The 20,756-nt window shown below is 72.3% G+C and carries 15 protein-coding genes; 9 read left to right on the forward strand and 6 right to left on the reverse strand.

What is annotated here, in order from left to right; genetic code table 11:
- The first annotated feature begins 26 nt into the window (after positions 1 to 26).
- On the forward strand, positions 27 to 2,540 hold the full coding sequence (locus tag ACXJY8_RS07575) for a putative bifunctional diguanylate cyclase/phosphodiesterase (RefSeq protein WP_463778251.1): 2,514 nt from the start codon (positions 27 to 29) through the stop codon (positions 2,538 to 2,540).
- A 13-nt stretch (positions 2,541 to 2,553) separates the two neighbouring features.
- On the opposite strand, the gene ACXJY8_RS07580 is transcribed toward ACXJY8_RS07575, so the two are convergent.
- Positions 2,554 to 3,324, reverse strand: a complete 771-nt coding sequence (locus ACXJY8_RS07580) for a DUF502 domain-containing protein (protein ID WP_463778254.1) — start codon at positions 3,322 to 3,324, stop codon at positions 2,554 to 2,556.
- Between the two features lie 208 nt (positions 3,325 to 3,532).
- On the opposite strand from ACXJY8_RS07580, the gene ACXJY8_RS07585 reads away from it, so the two are divergent.
- Positions 3,533 to 3,796, forward strand: a complete 264-nt coding sequence (locus ACXJY8_RS07585) for a hypothetical protein (RefSeq protein ID WP_463778257.1) — start codon at positions 3,533 to 3,535, stop codon at positions 3,794 to 3,796.
- 53 nt (positions 3,797 to 3,849) lie between these two features.
- Here the strand turns inward: ACXJY8_RS07585 and ACXJY8_RS07590 are convergent, their stop codons facing one another.
- Positions 3,850 to 4,185, reverse strand: coding sequence for a hypothetical protein (locus ACXJY8_RS07590; protein WP_463778259.1), 336 nt, complete (start codon positions 4,183 to 4,185; stop codon positions 3,850 to 3,852).
- Between the two features lie 207 nt (positions 4,186 to 4,392).
- On the opposite strand from ACXJY8_RS07590, the gene ACXJY8_RS07595 reads away from it, so the two are divergent.
- The 4 genes from ACXJY8_RS07595 to ACXJY8_RS07610 all read left to right on the forward strand — a co-directional run bounded on the left by ACXJY8_RS07595 (position 4,393) and on the right by ACXJY8_RS07610 (position 8,349).
- The gene (locus ACXJY8_RS07595; protein WP_463778261.1) at positions 4,393 to 5,085 is read left to right on the forward strand and encodes a trna delta -isopentenylpyrophosphate transferase; all 693 of its coding nucleotides are present in this window, start codon (positions 4,393 to 4,395) and stop codon (positions 5,083 to 5,085) included.
- Between the two features lie 58 nt (positions 5,086 to 5,143).
- The gene (gene recD2 / locus ACXJY8_RS07600) at positions 5,144 to 7,456 is read left to right on the forward strand and encodes an SF1B family DNA helicase RecD2 (protein ID WP_463778263.1); all 2,313 of its coding nucleotides are present in this window, start codon (positions 5,144 to 5,146) and stop codon (positions 7,454 to 7,456) included.
- 260 nt (positions 7,457 to 7,716) lie between these two features.
- A complete protein-coding gene (locus ACXJY8_RS07605; RefSeq protein ID WP_463778267.1) occupies positions 7,717 to 7,980 on the forward strand; it encodes a DUF6894 family protein in 264 nt (87 codons plus the stop codon).
- A 66-nt stretch (positions 7,981 to 8,046) separates the two neighbouring features.
- Positions 8,047 to 8,349, forward strand: coding sequence for a hypothetical protein (locus tag ACXJY8_RS07610; protein WP_463778269.1), 303 nt, complete (start codon positions 8,047 to 8,049; stop codon positions 8,347 to 8,349).
- Between the two features lie 22 nt (positions 8,350 to 8,371).
- Here the strand turns inward: ACXJY8_RS07610 and ACXJY8_RS07615 are convergent, their stop codons facing one another.
- A complete protein-coding gene (locus ACXJY8_RS07615) occupies positions 8,372 to 9,118 on the reverse strand; it encodes a Crp/Fnr family transcriptional regulator (RefSeq protein WP_463778273.1) in 747 nt (248 codons plus the stop codon).
- A 530-nt stretch (positions 9,119 to 9,648) separates the two neighbouring features.
- On the opposite strand from ACXJY8_RS07615, the gene ACXJY8_RS07620 reads away from it, so the two are divergent.
- On the forward strand, positions 9,649 to 11,955 hold the full coding sequence (locus tag ACXJY8_RS07620) for a TonB-dependent siderophore receptor (protein ID WP_463778275.1): 2,307 nt from the start codon (positions 9,649 to 9,651) through the stop codon (positions 11,953 to 11,955).
- A gap of 46 nt (positions 11,956 to 12,001) precedes the next feature.
- Positions 12,002 to 13,606 carry a PepSY-associated TM helix domain-containing protein gene (locus tag ACXJY8_RS07625; RefSeq protein WP_463778278.1) on the forward strand — a complete coding sequence of 535 codons (1,605 nt, stop codon included), beginning with the start codon at positions 12,002 to 12,004 and terminating at the stop codon, positions 13,604 to 13,606.
- Positions 13,607 to 13,634: 28 nt separating this feature from the next.
- Here the strand turns inward: ACXJY8_RS07625 and ACXJY8_RS07630 are convergent, their stop codons facing one another.
- Positions 13,635 to 14,993 (reverse strand): sigma-54-dependent transcriptional regulator, encoded by a 1,359-nt coding sequence (locus tag ACXJY8_RS07630; protein WP_463778280.1) that lies wholly within the window; start codon positions 14,991 to 14,993, stop codon positions 13,635 to 13,637.
- Complete coding sequence (locus ACXJY8_RS07635) at positions 14,990 to 16,864, reverse strand: sensor histidine kinase (protein ID WP_463778282.1); 1,875 nt, start codon at positions 16,862 to 16,864, stop codon at positions 14,990 to 14,992. The genes ACXJY8_RS07630 and ACXJY8_RS07635 overlap by 4 nt, the downstream gene beginning before the upstream one ends.
- Positions 16,865 to 17,223: 359 nt before the next feature.
- Here ACXJY8_RS07635 and ACXJY8_RS07640 point away from each other — a divergent pair, with 359 nt between their 5' ends.
- Positions 17,224 to 18,567 carry a dicarboxylate/amino acid:cation symporter gene (locus tag ACXJY8_RS07640; protein WP_463778284.1) on the forward strand — a complete coding sequence of 448 codons (1,344 nt, stop codon included), beginning with the start codon at positions 17,224 to 17,226 and terminating at the stop codon, positions 18,565 to 18,567.
- Positions 18,568 to 18,709: 142 nt separating this feature from the next.
- On the opposite strand, the gene glmS is transcribed toward ACXJY8_RS07640, so the two are convergent.
- Positions 18,710 to 20,536, reverse strand: coding sequence for a glutamine--fructose-6-phosphate transaminase (isomerizing) (gene glmS, locus ACXJY8_RS07645; RefSeq protein WP_463778286.1), 1,827 nt, complete (start codon positions 20,534 to 20,536; stop codon positions 18,710 to 18,712).
- Positions 20,537 to 20,756 lie beyond the last annotated feature (220 nt).

The raw sequence follows: 20,756 nt of genomic DNA on the forward strand, positions 1-20,756 counted from the left end.
GCCCACGACCACGGGAGCGGGAGCCGATGCCGAGCGAGAGCCAGCGCGAGAGCCAGGGATTGTCGCGCGACGGGGTGCGCCCCGGCGGCCCGCGGCCGGCGACGCTGATCGATCACTGGCGCTCCGCCCGCCGCGCCGGCGAGGCGATCCCGAGCTACGAGGCCGTCGTGCTCGGCACCCTCGGGCGCCATGCCGACCAGGCCGCCCTGATCGCCACCGCGGACGGCCTGCCGACCCGGATCCTCTGGAGCGGCAGCCGCTTCGCCGCCTGGCTCCAGCGGAGCGAGACGGCGCCCGGCGAGATCGGCTGCGCCGTCTCGGACCTCGGCGAGGACGTGCGCCAGCCCCTGAACGAGGTCGTCGCCCGCGCCCTCGAGCAGGGCGGCCCGGCCCAGACCCGGTGCGACTGCGTCAGCGACGGCATCGTCACCGGCACCACCTTCCTGGCCCTGCCCCTGTCCTGGGGCGCCGGGCAGCCCCTGGTCCTGCTCAGCCTGTCGGGCCAGCCCTCCCGCTACGACCTAGTCAAGGCGATCTTCGGCGCCACCGACCAGGGCATGCTCGCCCTGAGCACGGTCCGCGGCCACGACGGGCGGGCGAGCGATTTCAAGATCGTCGCCGCCAACGAGGGGGCGGCCCGGATGCTCGGCCGCGCCATCCCGGACCTGCAGTGGCGGCGCCTCACCGACATCGTCCCGGGCCTCGTCGAGACCAAGGCCCTGCGGCGCCTGTTCCGCATCATCGAGGCGGAACGCCGGGCGGTCTTCGAGCTCAGCATTCCCGTGCCGGACGGGGGCACCCGCCACCTGAAGATCGAGGCCGGCTGCATCGGCGACCTCCTCGCCCTGACCTTCGTCGACGTCGGCGACCTCAAGGCCCGCGAGGCGTCCGCGCGCCTCCTCTTCGAGAACAACCCGCTGCCGATGTGGCTGGTCGACCGCGACACCCACCGCTTCCTCGCGGTCAACGATGCGGCCCTGGTCCATTACGGCTACGCCCGGGAGCGCTTCCTCGCCATGATCCAGGGCGACCTCGAGCCCGCGGCCCTGGCCGTCGCGGGGCCGGGCCTGCCCCGGATCCATCTCCGGGCGGACGGGAGCCGGATCGAGGTCAACCTGTTCGAGCGCATCCTCGATTTCCACGGACGCGCGGCGGTGCTGGCGGCCGTGGTGGACGTGACCGAGCGGCGCCGGGTCGAGGCCCGCATCGCCCACATGGCCCATCACGACGCCCTGACGGACCTGCCCAACCGCGTGCTCCTGCGCGAGCGGCTCGAGGCGGCGATCGCCGAGCGCCGCCGCAGCGGCACCGGAGCCTGGCTGCTCTGCCTTGACCTCGACCATTTCAAGTCCGTCAACGACACCCTCGGCCATTCCGCCGGCGACGCCTTGCTCCGCGGCGTCGCCGAACGCCTGCTGCGGGCCGGGCAGGACGTGGTGGGACGGGAGGTTTCGGGACAAGAGGTTCCGGGACAGGGCGTCCTCGTCGCCCGCATGGGCGGCGACGAGTTCGCCATCCTGGTGGGGGACGATTCCCGGCCGGAGCCGGTCCAGGCCGAGCGCGTGCGGGCGCTCTGCGCCGCGCTGATCCGGAGCCTCGGCCAGCCCTTCCCGATCCAGGGCCAGAACGTCCGGATCGGCGTCAGCATCGGCCTCGCCCGCCTGCCGCCGGACGGGACCGACCCCGACCGACTCCTGCGCAACGCCGATCTCGCCCTCTACCGGGCCAAGGCGGCGGGCCGGAACACCCACCGGGTCTTCGAACCCGCGATGGAGGCGGGGGCCCAGCTGCGGCGGGCCCTGGAGCAGGACCTGCGCGCCGCCTTCGCGGCCGGTGCGCTGGAGGTGCATTACCAGCCGATCCTGGGAGCCAAGTCCGGAGCGCTCACCGGCTTCGAGGCCCTGCTGCGCTGGCGCCATCCCGAGCGCGGCCTCATCGCCCCCGCCGAGTTCGTGCCCCTGGCCGAGGAGACGGGGTTGATCGGGCCGATCGGCGAATGGGTCCTGCAGCAGGCCTGCGCCGAGGCGGCGGGCTGGCCCGGAGACCTCCGGGTCGCCGTCAACCTCTCGCCGCTGCAGTTCCGGGACCGCCGCCTCGCCCACATGGTGGCCCGGGTCCTCGCCGAGGCCGGGCTGGCGCCCGGGCGCCTCGAACTCGAGATCACCGAGACCGTCCTGCTCGTGGAGAACGCGGCCAATCTGGCGACCCTGCACCGCCTGCGCGCCCTCGGGGTGCGCATCGCCCTCGATGATTTCGGCACCGGCTACTCCTCCCTGAGCTACCTGCGCGCCTTCCCGTTCGACCGGATCAAGATCGACCGTTCCTTCGTGCGCGAGATGGAATCCAACCCGCAGGCGGCGGCCATCGTCCGGGCGATCATCGGCCTCGGCACGAGCCTCGGCATCGCCACCACCGCCGAGGGGATCGAGACGGAGGCGCAACGCGCCCGCCTGCGCGCGACCGCGTGCGACGAGGTCCAGGGCTACCTGTTCGGCCGCCCCATGCCGGTGGCGGAGGCGCGGCGGCGGCTGGCGGCCTGATCGGACCGGGGTGTCAGACCTCTTCCCGGTGGGGCGCCGGGCCGGCGGCCGGCGCGTCCTGGGCGGCCCGCAGGCTCGCCGCCATGGCCTGGAATTTCGCCGGGTGGTCGTCGGGCTGGATCACCCCGGCCGACATCACCAGCTTGGCCGCGTCGTCGACGCTCATGGCGATCTCCACGATGTCGGCGCGCGGCAGGTAGAAGAAGAACCCCGTGGTGGGGTTGGGCGCGCAGGGCAGGAACACGCCGACATGGTCGCCGCCCGGCGCGAGCGCGTTCTGCACGTCCGGGGCGGCCGGTGCGGAGAGGAACACCACCGACCAGGTGCCCTTCACGGGGAATTCCACCAGGCCCACGGTGCGGAACGAGGTGCCGTTGGCGGAGAACAGCGTCTCGAAGATCTGGCGCAGGCCCTTGTAGAGCCCCGAGATCACCGGCGTGCGGGCGAGCAGCACCTCGCCGAACTCGACGACGCTGCGCCCGACCAGGTTGGCGGTGAGGAAGCCCAGCAGCGTCACCGCCACGAAGGCGATGAGGAGGCCGAGGCCGGGAATCGAGAAGGGCAGGTAGTGGTCGGGCAGGTAGCTCGCCGGCACCAGGGGCTTCACCCAGCCGTCGATGAGGCTGATGAACCACCAGGTCAGGTAGATCGTGATGGCCAGCGGCCCCGACACGATGATGCCGGTGAGGAAGTAGGTCCGCAGGCGGCCCCGCGCGCTCACCCGGGGGCGGGCGCCGGCCTCGGGCTCGGGTGGGGGGAGCGTTGGGGGAAGGGTGGGCGCCACGGATGCACTTTCGGCCGGGGGGACGGCGTCTCGGAACGCCTCTGCTCGGACCGCCCCCGCCCCGCGCGCGGCGCGGAGCCGGGGTTCCGGCAAGCTTGGCCCCGTCCCCAGAGGTAGCCCCTGCGCCCCCGCGGCTCAAGACCGCGTCCGCGCCCCGGGCGACGGGCCGCGTTGCGGCGGCGGCGCCCGGGGGCCTATGGAGGAGCCCATGACCGAGAAGCTGACGATTCGCGCCCTGTGCGACCTGGGCCTCATCCCCGCCACCGAGGTGACGGCGGCCGTCGACGCCTACATGGCCGACCCGATGGCGCCCCCCTACGTGTTCGGGGCGGGCTACCGGCTCAACCTCGCCAAGGCGATCCGCCACCATCCCGGCGCCAACGACTTCGTCCTGCGCAGCGGCGCCGGACCGCAGCTGAAGCGCCCCTTCGTCGAGGCGGCGATCTGGGAAGCGCGGCCCGACCGGGGCTGAGCCGGGCGCACCCCTCGGCCGCCCAGGCCTCTCGACCGCCCAGGATGGCGGCGTCAGCCGCCCAGGATGGTGGCGAGCACCTGCCGGGCCCGCTCGAGGTCGGCGCGGGCCTCGGCCTCGGCGGCCTCCGCCTGCGCCAGCCGGTGGACGGCGTGCATCAGGGGCGAGCCCCGGGTCAGGGCGGAGAGCGCGGCCACCGTCGCGGGATCGACCGAGGCGAGGTGGCCGACCTCCCCGAGCAGCAGGGCGATGCGGTGCTCGCAATGCGCCTGCGCGACGCCCTCCGGGCAGGTGCACGTGAAACGCACGCCGCGCGCGGTCTTCGTCGCCTCCATCCGGTAGACGCCGTCGCCGTCGGGGCTCGACACCGAGAAGATCAGCGAAGTCATCGACGCTCCTGTTCGCGCTCCGGCCCCGAGGGACACCGGATCTCCCGCATCTCTTCTACGGCGTGTTCGCATTCAACACACCCGTTCGGTCCGCACTTGTCACGCGGCGGCCCAGGGACCACATCACATCTTTCGGAACATATCAGGAACGCGACCGTGGGTCGCGGCCCGCGCCCAGTCCCTGGGCGGCTTCGACGGGAAGGCCCGATGAGAACGGCGGACAAGCAGATCGCGGACATCCTGGTCCGCTACGGCGAACCCTTCGGCGGCAATGTCTGGCGGGTGCAGGGCACGGCGGTGATCTACCACCGGACCCTGGAGCGCATCGCCGCCCAGGCCGGCATCACCTTCGACCCGCCGACCCTGGTGCGGGCCGAGCGCGACGAGGCCGTGATCCTGGTGACGGGCCGCATGGCCGCCGACCGGGCGGCGGGGGCGAAGGCCGGGACCGAGCGGGTCGAGTGGTCGATCGGCGAGGCCCTGGTCAACGTGAACTACCGGGTCTCGGGCAAGCAGGCCGGCTACGTCTACGCCATGGCCGAGAAGCGCGCCAAGGACCGGGTCATCCTCAAGCTCCTGGAACTGCACGGCCTCGTCTATTCCGAGGAGGAGGCGGACGAGTTCCGGGCCGGGTCCCCGGCCGCGATCCGGGCCGTCGACGACGCCTTCGCGGAATCCGACCCCTTCGACGCGGTGACCGAGGCCGAGGCCGACCTGAAGCGCCGCATCGACGACCAGGACAGCATCGACGCCGTCACCGACCTGATGCTCGACGCCGAGACCCAGCAGGTGCTCGCCCGGATGCCGCCGGGCACCCGCGACGAGGTCCGCGACTACGCCCGCGCCCGCCTCGTCGCCCTGGGCTGGCCTCCCAAGAAACCGGGCCGCCGCGTGGCCTGAGAAGAAGCCGGGCCGCCGCGCGGCCTGATCGTGACGTGGGGCCGCTGGCGTGAACAGGATGATCCGCCCGGGAGATCTCGAAGCCGACGGATGCGGGCAGGCCCGGGGTCGCGAGCCCCGCGACACCCTCGCGGGCACGATCGAGCGCGTCACCTTCCACAATGCCGAGACCGGCTTCTGCGTGCTCAAGATCCAGGCCTCGGGCAAGCGCGACCTGGTGCCGGTGATCGGGCACGCCCCGGCGATCGCGGCCGGGGAGTGGATCGCCGCCTCGGGCCGCTGGACCAGCGACCGCCAGCATGGGCTGCAGTTCCGGGCCGAGACCCTGCGGGTGACGCCGCCGACGGGCCGCGAAGGCATCGCCCGCTACCTCGCCTCCGGTCCGATGCGGGGCATCGGCCCGGCCATGGCGCAGCGCATCGTGGCCCTGTTCGGCGAGGACACCTTCGCGGTGATCGAGGCCGAGCCCGGCCGCCTGACGGAGGTGGAGGGGATCGGCCCCAAGCGGGCCGAGCGCATCCTGCGCGGCTGGGCCGAGCAGAAGCTGGTGCGGGAGATCATGATCTTCCTGCACGCCCACGGGGTCGGCACCGCCCGGGCCGTGCGCATCTTCCGGACCTACGGGCGCGACGCGATCGCGGTGATGACGCAGGACCCCTACCGGCTCGCCCGCGACATCCGCGGCATCGGCTTCCGCACCGCCGACGCCATCGCGATGCGGCTCGGCCTGGCCCGGGAGGCGCCCCAGCGCCTGCGCGCCGGGATCACCTTCGCGCTCCAGACCGCCACCGACGAGGGCCATTGCGGCCTGCCGACCGAGCGCCTCGTGGCCCTGGCCCAGCGCCTGCTCGAGGTCGAGCCCGACCTGATCCGCCTCGCCGTCGCGCTCGAGCTGCGCGGCGCGGACGTGGTGGCGGACACGATCGAGGTCGGTAGGTCCGGGTCCGAGACGTCCGGCTCCGAGAGGTCCGGCTCCGAGACGTCCGGCTTCGAGACGCCCGGCTTCGAGACCTGCCTGTTCCTCAAGGGCCTGCACGGGGCCGAGCGCGCCATCGCCGAGCGCCTGATCGCGCGCCGCGACGGGCCCCCGCCCTGGCCCGCCATCGACCCCGCCCGGGCGATCCCCTGGGTCGAGGCCCGCACGGGCAAGACCCTGTCGCCCTCGCAGGCCGCCGCCATCGGCACGATGCTCGCCGCCCGGCTCTGCGTCCTCACCGGCGGGCCCGGCGTCGGCAAGACCAGCACGCTGGATTCGCTCCTGCGCATCCTCGCGGCCAAGGGCGTGCAGGTGCGTCTCGCCGCCCCCACCGGCCGGGCGGCCAAGCGCATGACCGAGCAGACCGGGCTTCCGGCCAAGACCCTCCACCGCCTGCTGGAGGTCGACCCGGCCCGGGGCGGCTTCACCCGCGACGCCGACAACCCCCTCGACGGCGACCTTTTCGTGGTCGACGAGGCCTCGATGATCGACGTGCCGCTGATGAACGCCCTCCTGAAGGCGGTGCCGGAGCGGGCGGCCCTGCTCCTCGTGGGCGACGTCGACCAGCTGCCCTCGGTGGGGCCGGGCCAGGTCCTGGCCGACCTCATCGCCTCGGAGCGCATCCCCGTCGCCCGCCTCACCGAGGTGTTCCGCCAGGCCGCGGCGAGCCGGATCATCGTCAACGCGCACCGCATCAACCGCGGCCTGATGCCGGAGGCCGTGCCGCCGGTGCCGGAGGGCGCGTCCCCGGACGCGGCGGCGGATTTCTACTGGATCGCGGTGGACGATCCCGAGATCGGCCTCGCCCGCCTGATCGAGGTGGTGACCCGGCGCATCCCGGCCCGCTTCGGCCTCGACCCCCTCCGCGACGTCCAGGTGCTGACGCCGATGCTGCGCGGGGTGCTGGGCAGCCGCAACCTCAACCACGAGCTCCAGCGCGTGCTGAACCCGCCCCCGGAGACGGCGGTGGAGCGCTTCGGCTGGCGCTTCTGCCCCGGCGACCGGGTGATGGAGACCCAGAACGACTACGACCGCGAGGTCTTCAACGGCGATCTCGGGCGGGTCCTGCGCATCGAGGCCGAGGACCAGGCGGTGATCGTGTCCTTCGAGGGCCGCGAGGTCGCCTACCCGTACGGCGAGCTCGACACCCTGGTGCCGGCCTTCGCCACCACCATCCACAAGAGCCAGGGCTCCGAGTACCCGGCCGTGGTGATCCCGATCGTGAACCAGCACTTCACCCTGCTGGCGCGCAACCTCCTCTACACGGCGGTGACCCGGGGCAAGCAGCTCGTGGTGCTGGTCGGCCAGCCCCGGGCGATCCGGACGGCGGTGTCCGGCAGCCGGCAGGCCCGGCGCTGGACCAAGCTCGGCCAGTGGCTGCGCGAGCGCGGCTAGAGCCTCTTCGAGCGGGGTGGATGCCGGCCCGCGGTGCACCGGGTCCGGCGGAGCGATTCACCAGCAACGCCCGCCCCCCGGACACCCCGGACCAAGCTTTGCCGCGCGCCCGCGTCAGAACGCGCGCCGCCGGAATCTTGATGAGAACAAAAGAAGAACTTATAGTCTCGGGACGACGTTGCACGATCCGGCATCGAAGACCGGACAACCGCCCGGGTGACGTGTCCGACAGGGGCGTCCCGGGCCTTGGAGGCCCGGACATGACCGTCCCGCGTGATCCCCGTTCCCGGTACCGGTTCCACTGCACCGACGGCCACGTGGCCATCATCGACCCGACGGGCCTCGCCCTCGCCGACCGGGCGCAGGTCCGCTTCCACGCCGCGGAGGTGGCCCTGCACGCCATGGAGCGGGTCGGGGCCGGGCTGGACTGGTCGGACTGGATCGTCGACGTCCACGACGCGCAGGGCCGGCGCGTCCTCCTCCTCGCCTTCCGCGAGCTCATGCCCCTGGCGCGGGCGGCCTGAGGTCGAGCGGGGTCCGGAGGACGGAACCTGCGAGGACGGAACCGGCGAGGAACCACGAGAGGCATCATGACCAAGATCACGGCCAAGATCACGGCCAAGCGGGCCGCCTACACGATCGAGACCCTGTCCTACAGCAGCACCCGCCTCGTCCGGCTGGGCGGCCGGAAGGTGGCGATCCTGTTCCCGCCCCTGGAGCCGGGCGGGCCCTACCAGCTCTATCCCCATCCGGACACGTTCCGGAGCCTGACTTTCGCGGGCCTGCCCGCCCCCCTGCGCCCGGAATTCATGGCCTTCGACTCCCTGGCGGCCGTGGAGACCTTCCTGGGCCTCCGCGCGGCGGCACCGGAGGCCCTGCCCCTGGCGGCCTGAGCCCTGACCTCCCGGGCGGGGGTCAGGCCGAGCCGATCAGCCGGGCGTACTCGGCCTCGGTGATGCCGTAGCTGCCGTCGGCCAGGGCCCGCAGCGTCGGGCGGTCGAGGATGACGATGTGCCCGCGCCGCGCCCGGATCAGGTGCTGGCCCTCCAGGACCTGCACGGCGAGGGTCGCGCCCGAGCGCTGCACGCCGAGCATCAGGGCCAGGAACGCGTGGGTGATGGCGATGTCGTCGCCCTCGATGCGGTCGTGGCACATCAGCAGCCAGGCGGCGAGGCGCACCTCCATGACGTAGGTGGCGTTGGCGTAGGCGGTCTGGCCCCGATGGACGATCTGGACCTGGACGTAGCGCAGCAGCAGGTTGCGCAGGGACGGACTCTCCGCGACGGCCGCGCGCAGCGCCGGGGCGTCGACGGCGAGCAGGTGCCCGGAATGCTGCACGTAGGCGTGGTCCGGCGTCCGGTCGCTGTCGAGCAGCACCGGCGTGGCGCCGACCAGGCCCTCCCGCCCGATGATCCCGATCTCGACCCGGCCGGCCGAGGCCTCGGTGACGACCGAGACGAACCCGCTCTCGGGAAAGTACAGCCGCTCCACCGGCTGGTGCGGCCGGATCAGGGATCGGTGAAGCCCCCCCGGCACCGGTTCCAGATGCGGCGCGAGCCGCGCGAAATCCTCCGGCGTCATCGCCCGGAGGAGCCGGTTGCGCATCTCCGACTGCCGGAGCGGATCGGGCGCCGGCGCGCGGCTGGGTGGGGCTTTCGGCATGGCGCTCCTCCCGGACAGGCCGGAGCGTGCGCGGTCACCCCACCGCCCGCGGGGGATCGCGGGCGACCGTCCCGAGATGGGATTTTTCCTTGAAGAAACAAGTATACGCCAGGTTGTGATCGGGATCTTCGCAGGATCGATGAGCAAAACTTGAGAAAAAGGCGCGGTTTTTCGGGGTGAAATCGAGATCATCCCGCGGGCCGATCGGGTGACCGACGCGTCCCGGTCGCGGCCGCCCTCCCCGGGGCGCCCGCGACCGCTCGGCACGCCGGACCTGTGCGCTTCGGGCCGCAGGGCGGGTTTTTTCGCGCGGGCCGGGATTAAGCGCTGCGTGCGAATAGCGATCATATGCCAGTTCTAAGCTGGAATAAGTCGAAAACATATCTCTTGCCGTCGAATTATGAATTCTGCCAAGACGTTTTCGCGCCACCGACAGTAAGTCAATTCAAGTTCGTGGCATCGACTCCGAACGCTGCCTGAAGTGATCTTCGGCTGCGATCCGTTTTGCGTTGAATGATAGGTCCCGTGTCATGATCGGAGCAGCCCAACGCTGTCTGGTTGCAACGCTGTTGTCCGGCGTTGCTGCCGTCGGTCTCCCGTTCCGGGAGGCGCGGGCGCAGGCGGGCACCGAGACGGTGACCCTCGACACCCTCTCGGTGGAGGGGGCCGGCACGGGCCGGAACGCCTCCGGAAGCCAGCCCGGCGGCGCGGTCGGCCCCGTGCGCGGCTACGTCGCCACCCGGAGCCGGGTCGCGACCAAGACCGACACGCCGATCCTGGAGACCGCGCAGTCGATCTCGGTGATCGGCCGCCAGCAGATCGAGGACCAGAACGCCCTCACCCTCAACCAGGCCCTGCGCTACACGCCGAGCGTCACGACGGAGCAGCGCGGCGGCTCGGGCGCGACCCGGCTGGAGCAGTTCTACATCCGCGGCTTCGCCGCGCCCCTGTTCCTCGACGGGCTCGCCCTGCCGGGCAGCCGCGACGCCGCCCCGAGCATCGATCCCTACCGCCTGGAGCGCGTCGACGTCATCAAGGGGCCGGCCTCGGTGCTCTACGGGCAGTCCGGCCCGGGCGGCATCGTCAACCTCGTCTCCAAGGTGCCGCGCTTCGTCCAGCACGGGGAGATCTTCGTCCAGGGCGGCGGCTTCAACGAGGTGCGCGGCGGCTTCGACGTGGGCGGCCCCCTGCCCGCCGAGGCGGGCCCGCTCGCCGACCAGTTCGCCTACCGGGTCATCGGCCTCGGCTGGAAGGGCGACGGCCCGGCGGTGACCACGCAGGTCGAGCGCTTCTTCATCAACCCCAGCATCACCTGGCGGCCCTCGACCGACACCTCGCTGACCATCATCGGCAACTACCAGCGCGATCCGTTCTCGGGCTTCTACGGGGGCTTTCCGGCCGTCGGCACGGTGTTCCCGCGCAACTTCGGCAACGGCGTCACCGGCCGCTTCCCGGTGGACTTCTACGACGGCGACCGCAACTTCGAGCGCTCGGACCGGACCCAGGCCTCGATCGGCTACATCTTCGACCACGATATCGACGGGGCCCTGCACATCCACTCGGCGGCCCGCTACCTGCGCACCGAGGGCAGCTACCGCAGCGTCTACGGCGCCTTCACCGACAGCACCGGCCCCTTCGCCAGCGGGCCGCTGATCGACCGCTCGCGCATCGCCACCCGGGTCGGCATCGACGCCTACACCATCGACAACAACCTCACGGCCAAGTTCGACACCGGCCTCTTCGCCCACACCGCGCTCGTCGGCGTCGACTACCGGAGCTTCGAGACCCGGACGCTGTCCTCGGCCTTCCCGGCGGCCCCCAGCCTCAACGTGCTGGCGCCCAACTACAGCATGACCATCCCGACGCCGCCCTTCACCACGGACTCGCGGATCACCGCCGAGCAGACCGGCGTCTACGTCCAGGATCAGGTCAAGTTCGACCGCCTCGTCCTGACTTTGGGCGGCCGCTACGACTGGGCCAGCAGTTCCGGCCCGACCCGCAACCTCGCCACGAACGTCGTGACCAACCAGGACGTGCCGTCGGAAGCCTTCACCGGCCGGGCGAGCCTGCTCTACCTCTTCGACAACGGCTTCGCGCCCTACGTCTCCTACAGCGAAGCCTTCGAGCCGATCACCGCGGGGCGGATCTTCGACCCGAATTTCGGCTCGACCGGGCGCATCCCCGATCCGATCACCAGCGACCAGTTCGAGGCCGGCATCAAGTACCAGCCGCCCGGTACCGACATCCTGCTGACCGCCGCCGCCTTCGACATCCGCCGCTCGAACGCGACGAACGCCGATCCGGTCAACCGAGGCGGCAACTTCGTGGTGCAGACCGGCGCGGTCGGCGTGCAGGGCCTGGAATTCGAGGCGCGGGTCGCCCTGGCCGAGAACCTGAACGTCGTCGGCGGCGTCTCGGTCATCGACGCGCGCGTCGTCGGCGACATCACCACGACGCTCAACCAGGTCACCAACCAGCCGGTGCCGCTGCTCGGACGGGTGCCGGTCCAGATCCCCGACACCACGATCTCGCTGTTCGCCGATTACCGCTTCACCGGCGGCCCCCTGTCGGGCCTCGGCCTCGGCGGCGGCGTGCGCTACCTCGGCTCGTCCTGGGGCGACCCGGCCAACACCTTCAAGGTTCCGGAGAGCGTCCTGGTGGATGCGGTGCTGTCCTACGACTTGAAGAACCTCGACGCGACGCTCAACGGCTTCACCATGCAGCTGAACGCGCAGAACCTCCTCGACCAACGCACCGTCACGGGCTGCTTCAGCTACTCGAACTGCTATTACGGCCTGCCCCGCACCGTCTACGCCACCCTGCGCTACCGCTGGTAGGCGCCGGGGTTCGCGCGCCGCCGCCCACATCCCCCCGGAGGACGCGATGGGAACGAGCTTCCGCCAGGCCATGGCCTGGCTCCACACCTGGTCCGGCCTCGTCGTCGGCTGGGTCCTGCTGGCGGTCTTCGTCACCGGCACGGCGAGCTACTACCGGGCCGACGTCTCGCGCTGGATGCGTCCCGAACTGCGGCAGGCCGGGGCGCTCTCGCCCGAAGCCTTTTCTCCCGAAGCCCTGGCGCGGGCGGCCGAACTCGGCGTCGCCCACCTGCAGCGGCACGCGGGCGGGGCGCGGACCTGGTTCATCGGCCTGCCGACGCCCGACAGCCCGGTGGTCGACCTGTTCTGGCGGACCAGGCCGGGCACCCCGCCGGGGCAGGCCCGCCTCGACCCGGAGACCGGCGCGCCGGCGGCGGTCCGCGACACGAAGGGCGGCGACTTCCTCTACCGCTTCCACTTCGAACTCCACATGCCGCCCCTCTGGGGCCGCTGGATCGTCGGGATCTGCGCCATGATCATGCTGGTGGCGCTGATCTCGGGCGTGATCACGCACCGGCGCCTCTTCGCGGACTTCTTCACCCTGCGGCGGGACAAGGCGCCCCAGCGCGGCTGGCTCGACGCGCACAACGTCACCGGCGTGCTCGCCCTGCCGTTCCACCTGATGATCACCTACACGGGCCTCGTCACCCTGAGCGTGATGTACATGCCCTGGGGCATCACCACGGCCTACCGGGGCGAGGCGCAGACCTTCTTCGCCGAGAGCGGCCAGATCCCGGCGCCCCGGGCCGCCGCCGGCCAGCCCGGCACCCTGGCGCCCATCGGCCCGATGGTGCGCGCGGCCATGGCGCGGGTGCCCGAGCCCCTGGAGCGGCTCTCCATCGCCAACCCGCGGGACGCCCATTCCGTGGTGACGGCGGTGTTCGAGGAGCCGCACGGCCTCTCGCACGCCCATCCGCAGGTCGCCTTCGACGGGGTGACGGGCGCGGTGCGCGAGGTCCGGCAGGGCGGCCTCAAGCCGGCGACCCGGACCTTCACCACGATGGTCGGCCTGCACGAGGCGCATTTCGCCGGGTCGGCCCTGCGCGGGCTGTTCTTCCTCTGCGGCCTGATGGGCTCGGCCATGGTGGCCACCGGCCTGGTGCTCTGGTCGGTGGCGCGCCTGCCCGGGCCGGGCGAGCGGGGCTTTCTCGGCCTGCGCCTCGTCCAGGCCCTGAACATCGGCGCCGTCGCCGGGCTCCCGGCGGCCATCGCGGCCTACCTCCTGGCCAACCGCCTCCTTCCCCTCGCCCTGCCCGGGCGGGCGGACTGGGAGATCGGCGCCTTCTTCGGCACCTGGCTCCTCCTCACCCTCGCGGTCCTGCCCGGCCCGGGGCGCCGGGCCTGGGGCCTGGCGCTGACCGCGACAGCCGGCCTCTATCTCGCGGTGGTGGCGGCCGACCTCGCCCTGGTCGATCACGGCTGGGCGGGACTGACGGCCGGGACGGCGCGCTTCCTCGGGTTCGACGCGACCCTCCTCGCCCTGGCGGGCCTGTTCGCCCTCGCGGCCCGCAAGCTCGCCCGCTATGCCGGGCCGCGGCGGGCGCCCCGCACCGCCCCGGCGGCGCAGGCCGGCCTCGGTCCCCTCGCGCCGGCGGTGCCGTCGGCCCCCTGAGCCCGGTGCGGACGAGGTCTTCCGGGCCTCAGCGGTAGTCGGTGGGCGTGAGCCCGTGGCGGGCGATCTTGTCGTAGAGGGTCTTGCGCGGCGTCCCCAGGGATTCCGCCGCGACCCGCACATCCCCGCCCGCCATGATCAGCTCCTCGCGGATGAGGCTGCGCTCGAAGCGGTCGACCTGCTCGGCCAGGGTGCCGGCGGTGACGATCTCGGGCGCGGCGAGGTCGAGGGCGCCCAGGCCCAGGGCGTAGCGCTCGGCGAAGTGGCCGAGCTCGCGCACGTTGCCGGGCCAGTCGTGCCGGCGCAGGTGCTCCAGCACCGGGCCGGTGATGGCCGGAACCTCGCGGCCGAAGCGGGCCGCGGCGCGCCGGAGGAATTCCTGGAAGAGCAGGATCACGTCCTCGCGCCGGTTCCGCAGGGGCGGGATCGCGATCGTGATCACGTTGAGCCGGTGATAGAGGTCGTCGCGGAAGGTGCCCTGCGCCGCCGCCTGGCCAAGATCGACCTTGGTGGCGGCCACCACCCGCATGTCGATGGGCAGCGTCTCGTTGCTGCCCAGGGGCTCGACCTTGCGCTCCTGCAGCACCCGCAGCATCTTCACCTGCAGGTTGAGCGGCATGCTCTCGATCTCGTCGAGGAAGAGCGTGCCGCCCTGCGCGTGCTCGATCCGGCCGACCCGGCGCTTCACGGCGCCCGTGAAGGCCCCGGCCTCGTGGCCGAACAGCTCGCTCTCGGCGACGCTGTCGGGCAGCGCGCCGCAATTCATCGCCACGAAGTTGCGCTTGGCCCGCCGGCCCCAGCGGTGCAGCGCGCTCGCCACCACCTCCTTGCCCGCGCCGGTCTCGCCGAACACGAGCACGTCCACGTCGGCATGGGCCACCTCGCGCACGAGCTGGCGCAGGCGCACGATCTCGGGCGAGACGCCGAGGAAGGCCGGGTCCTCCTCCAGGGCCGCGTCGAGGCGCGCCCGCAGCTGGCGGTTCTCGAGGACGAGGCGCCGCCGCTCCAGGGCGCGCCGGGCCGAGACCAGCAGCGCCTCCACCGGGTAGGGCTTGGCCAGGAAGTCGCAGGCGCCGTCGCGGATCGCCGCCACCGCCATGCGGATGTCGCCGTGGCCGGTGATCAGGATCACCGGCAGGTCCGGGTCGATCGTCCGCAGGCGCGCGAACAGCGCGTTGCCGTCGAGGTCGGGCAGGCGCACGTCGGTGATGACGAGGCCGGGCGGATCGGCGAGGATCGCGGCCAGGGCCGGCCCGGCCGCCCCGAAGGTCTCCACCGTGAACCCGTCGAGTTCCAGGCTCTGGCGGTTGGCGCGGCAGACATCCGCCTCGTCGTCGATGAACACGACCCGCTCGGCCGAGGCTGCCCCATCCATGCTCTCGCTCACGTCGTCGTCTCCGCCACCCCGGCCGTCCCGCGGGCCGGGGCCTTGGCCAGCGCCATCCGGAAGATCGTGCCGCCGGCCGGGTCGTCCCGGACGGTGAGGCTGCCGCCGCAATCCTCGACGATTCCGCGGGCGATGGCGAGCCCGAGCCCGAGCCCGTCCGACTTGGTGGTGAAGAAGGCGTCGAAGACCTGCGCCCGCACCGCCTCGGGCATGCCGGGCCCGCTGTCGCGGACCTCGACGGCGACCTCCTCCGGCCCCTCCACGATCTCCAGGCCGACCTGGGGGTCGGGCCGGCCCTGCACGGCGTCGAGGGCGTTCTGGAGCAGGTTCACCACGACCTGTTCGAGGCGCGGCCCGTCGCCGAGCACCTGCAGGCCGGGGGCGCCCGCCTCCACCGCCAGGGGGATGCCGGCCGCCGCCGCCCGGGCCTCCACCAGCTCCAGGCCGTTGCGCAGGATCTCGGCCAGGGCCACCGGCTCCCGCTTGGCCGAGGAGCGCCGGGCGAAGCCCTTGAGCTGGCGCGTCAATCCGCCGATGCGGTCGGTCAGGCGGCCGATGGCGAAGGCGTTCTCCGCCGCCTCCTCCATCCGCCCGCGCCGGACCAGGATGGCGGCGTTGTCGGCGTAGGAGCGGATGGCCGCGAGGGGCTGGTTGATCTCGTGGGCCATGCTGGCGGCGAACTGCCCGAGGGCGGCCAGGCGCCCCGCTTGGGCGAGTTCGCGCCCGAGGCGCTCGCGCTCGGCCTCCGCCCGCTGCCGCTCGTCGATCTCGAGCCGCAGCAGCCGGTTGGCGTCGGTGAGGGCCAGGGTCCGTTCCCGGACCCGGGCCTCGAGGGCGTCCCGCTGGGCCGAGGCGCGGGCGAGGCGCTCGCGGTTGCGCCGGCCCCGGCCCGCGAGGGCGGTGAGGCCGAGGCAGGCGAGCCCCGTGACCAGGCCGGCGATGATCCAGGCCTGGACCCGCTCGCGCTCCACCATGCCGCCCAGGGGGGTGAGGGTATGGAGGCGCCACGTAGTGCCGGGGATCGGCGCGTCGAGGCGCAGGGCGGCCCAGGCCGGCCGTGCGCCCTGGCCGACGCGCACGAGGTCCGCCGAGCCGGCGACGGGATAGAGCGGCATGTCGTCGAGGGGGGCGGCGCCGAATTCCAGGGCCTCGCGGATGCGCCGGCGCTCGGCCTCGTCGATCCGCCGCAGGGTGGTGAAGCGCCAGGCCGGCTCGCTCGCCACCAGGACGATGCCGCGCGCATCGGCGACGAACACCCCGCCCCCCGCCGCGCGCCAGCCGGACTCGACCGCGTCGAACTCGATCTTGACCACCACGACGCCGCCGGCGGCGCCGATCCGCCGGGACAGGTAGAAGCCGGCCCGGCCGCTGACGGTGCCGAGGGCGAATTGCGAGCCGGCCCCGTCGCGCATCGCCTGCCGGAAATAGGGCCGGAAGGCGTAGTCCCGGCCGAGGAAGCTGCCCTGGCCCTGCGCGTTGCTCGCCGCCGCCGTGATGCCGTCCGGGCGGATCACGTAGATCACCGCCGAGCCCGTCGCCTCGGCGACCGCGGCGAGGCGCCGGTTCACCCGGCCGATCAGGGCCTCCGAGGGCGCGGGCTCGGCCGCGGCGGCGATCTCCGGGTCGGCCGCCAGGGCCAGGGGCAGCGAGGTCTGCTTCTGCATCTCGGCCGCCAGGACCCCGACCTGCAGCCCCAGGGTCGCCTCGGCCGTGCGGCGCAGGTCGGCCAGGGCCCAGCGCTCGGCGACGCCGCCGGCGACCCAGGCGGCGAGCAGGATCGCCACCACGCTGGCGAGCAGCGCCAGGCTCCGGGGGCTCGGCACGTGCACTCGCGCGCGATGCGCCTCGATCGGTCGGGACACCGGCCTCATACCCTCCGCGCCTCTGCGAATTTCCGGAAAGGATTTCCCGGCCAGGTCCGGGTTTTCGCCCGGCGCCGCGCCGGAGGCCGCGCGCTCATCGGAAAAACGATCCTGATTTCAGGTGTTTAACGAAAAGTTTCGATCGTTCCGGCGCTGGCACGCCGGTTGCCATTCCGAGGGGGTAAGGCAGCCCTGCACCCATCGCAGGTCTGACCGCCGAAGGGCCGACGCCCCGCCTCCGCGCCCCTGCCGGGCACGGACGGGAGGGCGGAGGCCGACGGACGCGAGACCAAGAGCGGACGGAGACCGGGGCGACGCCCCGGGGCCGAACCGACACCCTTCGAGAGATCCATCGGGAGAACGCCACCATGGCCGCTGTACCACTGCCCCTCACCGCGCCGCACGCGCCGCCCAAGCCCAAGCCCATCTACCGGACCCTGTATTTCCAGGTCCTGGTCGCGGTGGCGATCGGCATCACCCTCGGCCACTTCTATCCGCAGGTCGGCGCGGACATGAAGCCGCTCGGCGACGCCTTCATCAAGCTCGTCAAGATGATCATCGCGCCGGTGATCTTCCTCACCGTGGTCTCCGGCATCGCCGGCATGACCAATCTCGAGAAGGTCGGCCGCGTCGGCGGCAAGGCGCTGATCTACTTCATCACCTTCTCGACGCTGGCCCTGATCGTGGGCCTGATCGTGGCGAACCTGGTCCAGCCGGGCTCGGGCATGCACATCGATCCGAAGTCCCTCGATCCGAAGTCGATCGCGATGTACGCCGACAAGGCGAAGACGCAGACGATCACCGACTTCCTGATGAACATCATCCCGTCCACGGCGGTGGGCGCGTTCGCGGGCGGCGAGATCCTCCAGGTCCTGTTCTTCTCGGTGCTGTTCGGCTTCGGCCTCGCCTTCCTGGGCGACCGCGGCAAGCCGGTGCTCGACATCATCAAGGTGCTGTCGGAAGCCATCTTCGGCGTCGTCAACATCATCATGAAGGTCGCCCCCATCGGCGCCTTCGGCGCCATGGCCTTCACCATCGGCAAGTACGGCATCGCCTCGCTGGCCAATCTCGCCTACCTCGTCGGCGCCTTCTACCTGACCTCGGCGATCTTTGTGCTGGGCGTCCTCGGCGCGGTCGCCCGCTACAACGGCTTCTCGATCCTCAAGCTCATCCGCTACATCAAGGAGGAGCTGCTGCTGGTGCTCGGCACCTCGTCGTCCGAGTCCGCCCTGCCCTCGCTGCTCGAGAAGATGGAGCGCGCCGGCTGCTCCAAGCCCGTCGTCGGCCTCGTGGTCCCCACCGGGTACTCGTTCAACCTCGACGGCACCAACATCTACATGACGATGGCGGCCCTCTTCATCGCCCAGGCGACGGACACCCCGCTCACCTACGGCGAGCAGGGCCTGCTGCTCCTCGTGGCGATGCTGTCCTCGAAGGGGGCGGCCGGCGTCACCGGTTCGGGCTTCATCACCCTGGCGGCGACGCTGGCGGTGGTCCCCTCGGTGCCGGTCGTCGGCATGGCGCTGATCCTCGGCGTCGACCGCTTCATGTCCGAGTGCCGCGCGCTCACCAACTTCATCGGCAACGCGGTGGCCTGCATCGTGGTCGCCCGCTGGGAGGGCGAGGTCGACGAGGTCAAGCTCGCCGCCGCCCTCGGCGGCAAGCCGATGCCCCTCGACTCGGAGCTCCCGGCCCTGCAGCCGGCCGAGTGAGCCGACACCGGACCGGGCGCGCCGCGCCCGGTCCCTGCGAACGACATATCCCTGCGAACGACGAACCTGCGAACGACGAAAAGGGGGCGCGGACCGGCCGGTCCGCGCCCCCTTTTCGTTCGAGGCCCGGAGGGTTGGGCGCCTATTCCACCGTGACGGACTTGGCGAGGTTGCGCGGCTGGTCGACGTCTTTGCCCATGAAGACGGCGGTGTGGTAGGCGATCAGCTGGATCGGCACCGCGTAGACGATGGGCGCCACCACCGGGTCGAGGTCCGGCATCGTCACGGTGGCCATGGTGTCGAGGCCGGCCGCGGCCGCGCCCTTGGCGTCGCCGATCAGGATGATGCGCCCGCCGCGCGCCGCCACCTCCTGCATGTTCGAGACCGTCTTCTCGAAGATCGCGTCGTGGGGGGCGATCACGATCACCGGCACGCTCTCGTCGATGAGGGCGATGGGGCCGTGCTTGAGTTCACCCGCCGCATAACCTTCCGCGTGGATGTAGCTGATTTCCTTGAGCTTCAGGGCGCCCTCCAGCGCCATCGGGTAGCTGGTGCCGCGCCCCAGATAGAGCACGTCGCGGGCCTTGGCGACCTCGCGGGCCAGGATCTCGATCGACCCTTCGAGCTTGGTCGCATCGGCCATCAGGCCCGGCACGGTGATCAGCGCGTCGACGAGGCGGCGCTCCGCCTCCGGGCTCAGGGTGCCGCGCGCCCGGCCCGCATGGATGGCGAGGCACAGCAGCACGGTGAGCTGGCACGAGAACGCCTTGGTGGAGGCGACCCCGATCTCGGGGCCGGCCAGGGTCGGCACGGTGGCGGAGGCCTCCCGCGCGATGGTGGAGGTCGGCACGTTCACCACCGCCAGGGTGTGCTGGCCCTGCGCCCTGGCGTAGCGGAGCGACGCCAGGGTGTCGGCGGTCTCGCCGGATTGCGAGATCACCAGGGTGAGCCCGTCCCGGTCCAGCGGCGGCTCGCGGTAGCGCGCCTCCGAGGCGACGTCGATCTCGACGGGCAGGCGCGCCAGGCTCTCGAACCAGTACTTGGCCACGAGCCCGGCGTAATAGGCGGTGCCGCAGGCGGTGATCGAGATCCGCGAGAGCGTGGCGAAGTCGAAGGGCAGGGCCTCGGGCAGGGCGACGCGCCCCTGGGCGAGGTCGACGTAGTGGGCCAGCGTGCGGCCCACCACCTCGGGCTGCTCGTGGATCTCCTTGGCCATGAAGTGGCGGTGGTTGCCCTTCTCCACCCGGAAGGCCTGGGCGACGATGCGCTGGCGCTCGCGGGTGACCGGCCGGCCGGCCTGGTCGCGGATCTCGGCGCCGTCGCGCGACAGGACCGCCCAGTCGCCCTCGTCGAGATAGGTGATCTCCTGGGTGAAGGGCGCCAGCGCCAGGGCGTCCGAGCCGAGATAGGTCTCGCCCTCGCCGTAGCCGATGGCCAGCGGCGCCCCGTGGCGGGCGCCGATCAGGAGGTCGTCGTGCCCGGCGAAGACGAAGCCCAGCGCGAACGCCCCGTGCAGGCGCGGCAGGCAGGCGGCCACCGCCTCGACGGGGCCGAGGCCCTGGTCCATGGCGTGGCTGACGAGCTGGGCCACCACCTCGGTGTCGGTCTCGCTCTCGAAGCGCACGCCCTGCGCCTGGAGCTCGGCCTTCAGCGCGCGGAAATTCTCGATGATGCCGTTATGGACCACCGCGAGCCGGGCGGTGGCGTGCGGGTGGGCGTTGGTCTCGTTGGGGCGCCCGTGCGTCGCCCAGCGGGTGTGGCCGATGCCGATGCTGCCGCCGAGCGGCGCGTCGCGCAGGCGCATCTCGAGGTTTCCGAGCTTGCCCTCGGCCCGCCGGCGCTCCAGGTGCCCCCGCGTCAGGGTGGCGATGCCGGCCGAGTCGTAGCCGCGATATTCGAGCCGGCGCAGGGCTTCCACCAGCTGCCCGGCCACGGCGTCCCGTCCGACGATACCAACGATTCCGCACATGGGTCTGGGTCTCTCAGGAGTCCGGCACTGGGGTCGGGCACGCACGGGCCCATCCGGGCTTGTACCGGATCGGGACGGGCAGGCGCCAGCCACCCGGCCCGAAGGCCGGCCGGGGGCGACATCCGCCCCCATGGCCAGTCTGCCCCGGCAATCCTGAACACGGGCTTGCGGCGCCGGGACGCCCCGACCTTCCGGCGAGCGCCCCCACGTCCTGTGCCGA

Source organism: Methylobacterium sp. TK31 (assembly GCF_055361545.1).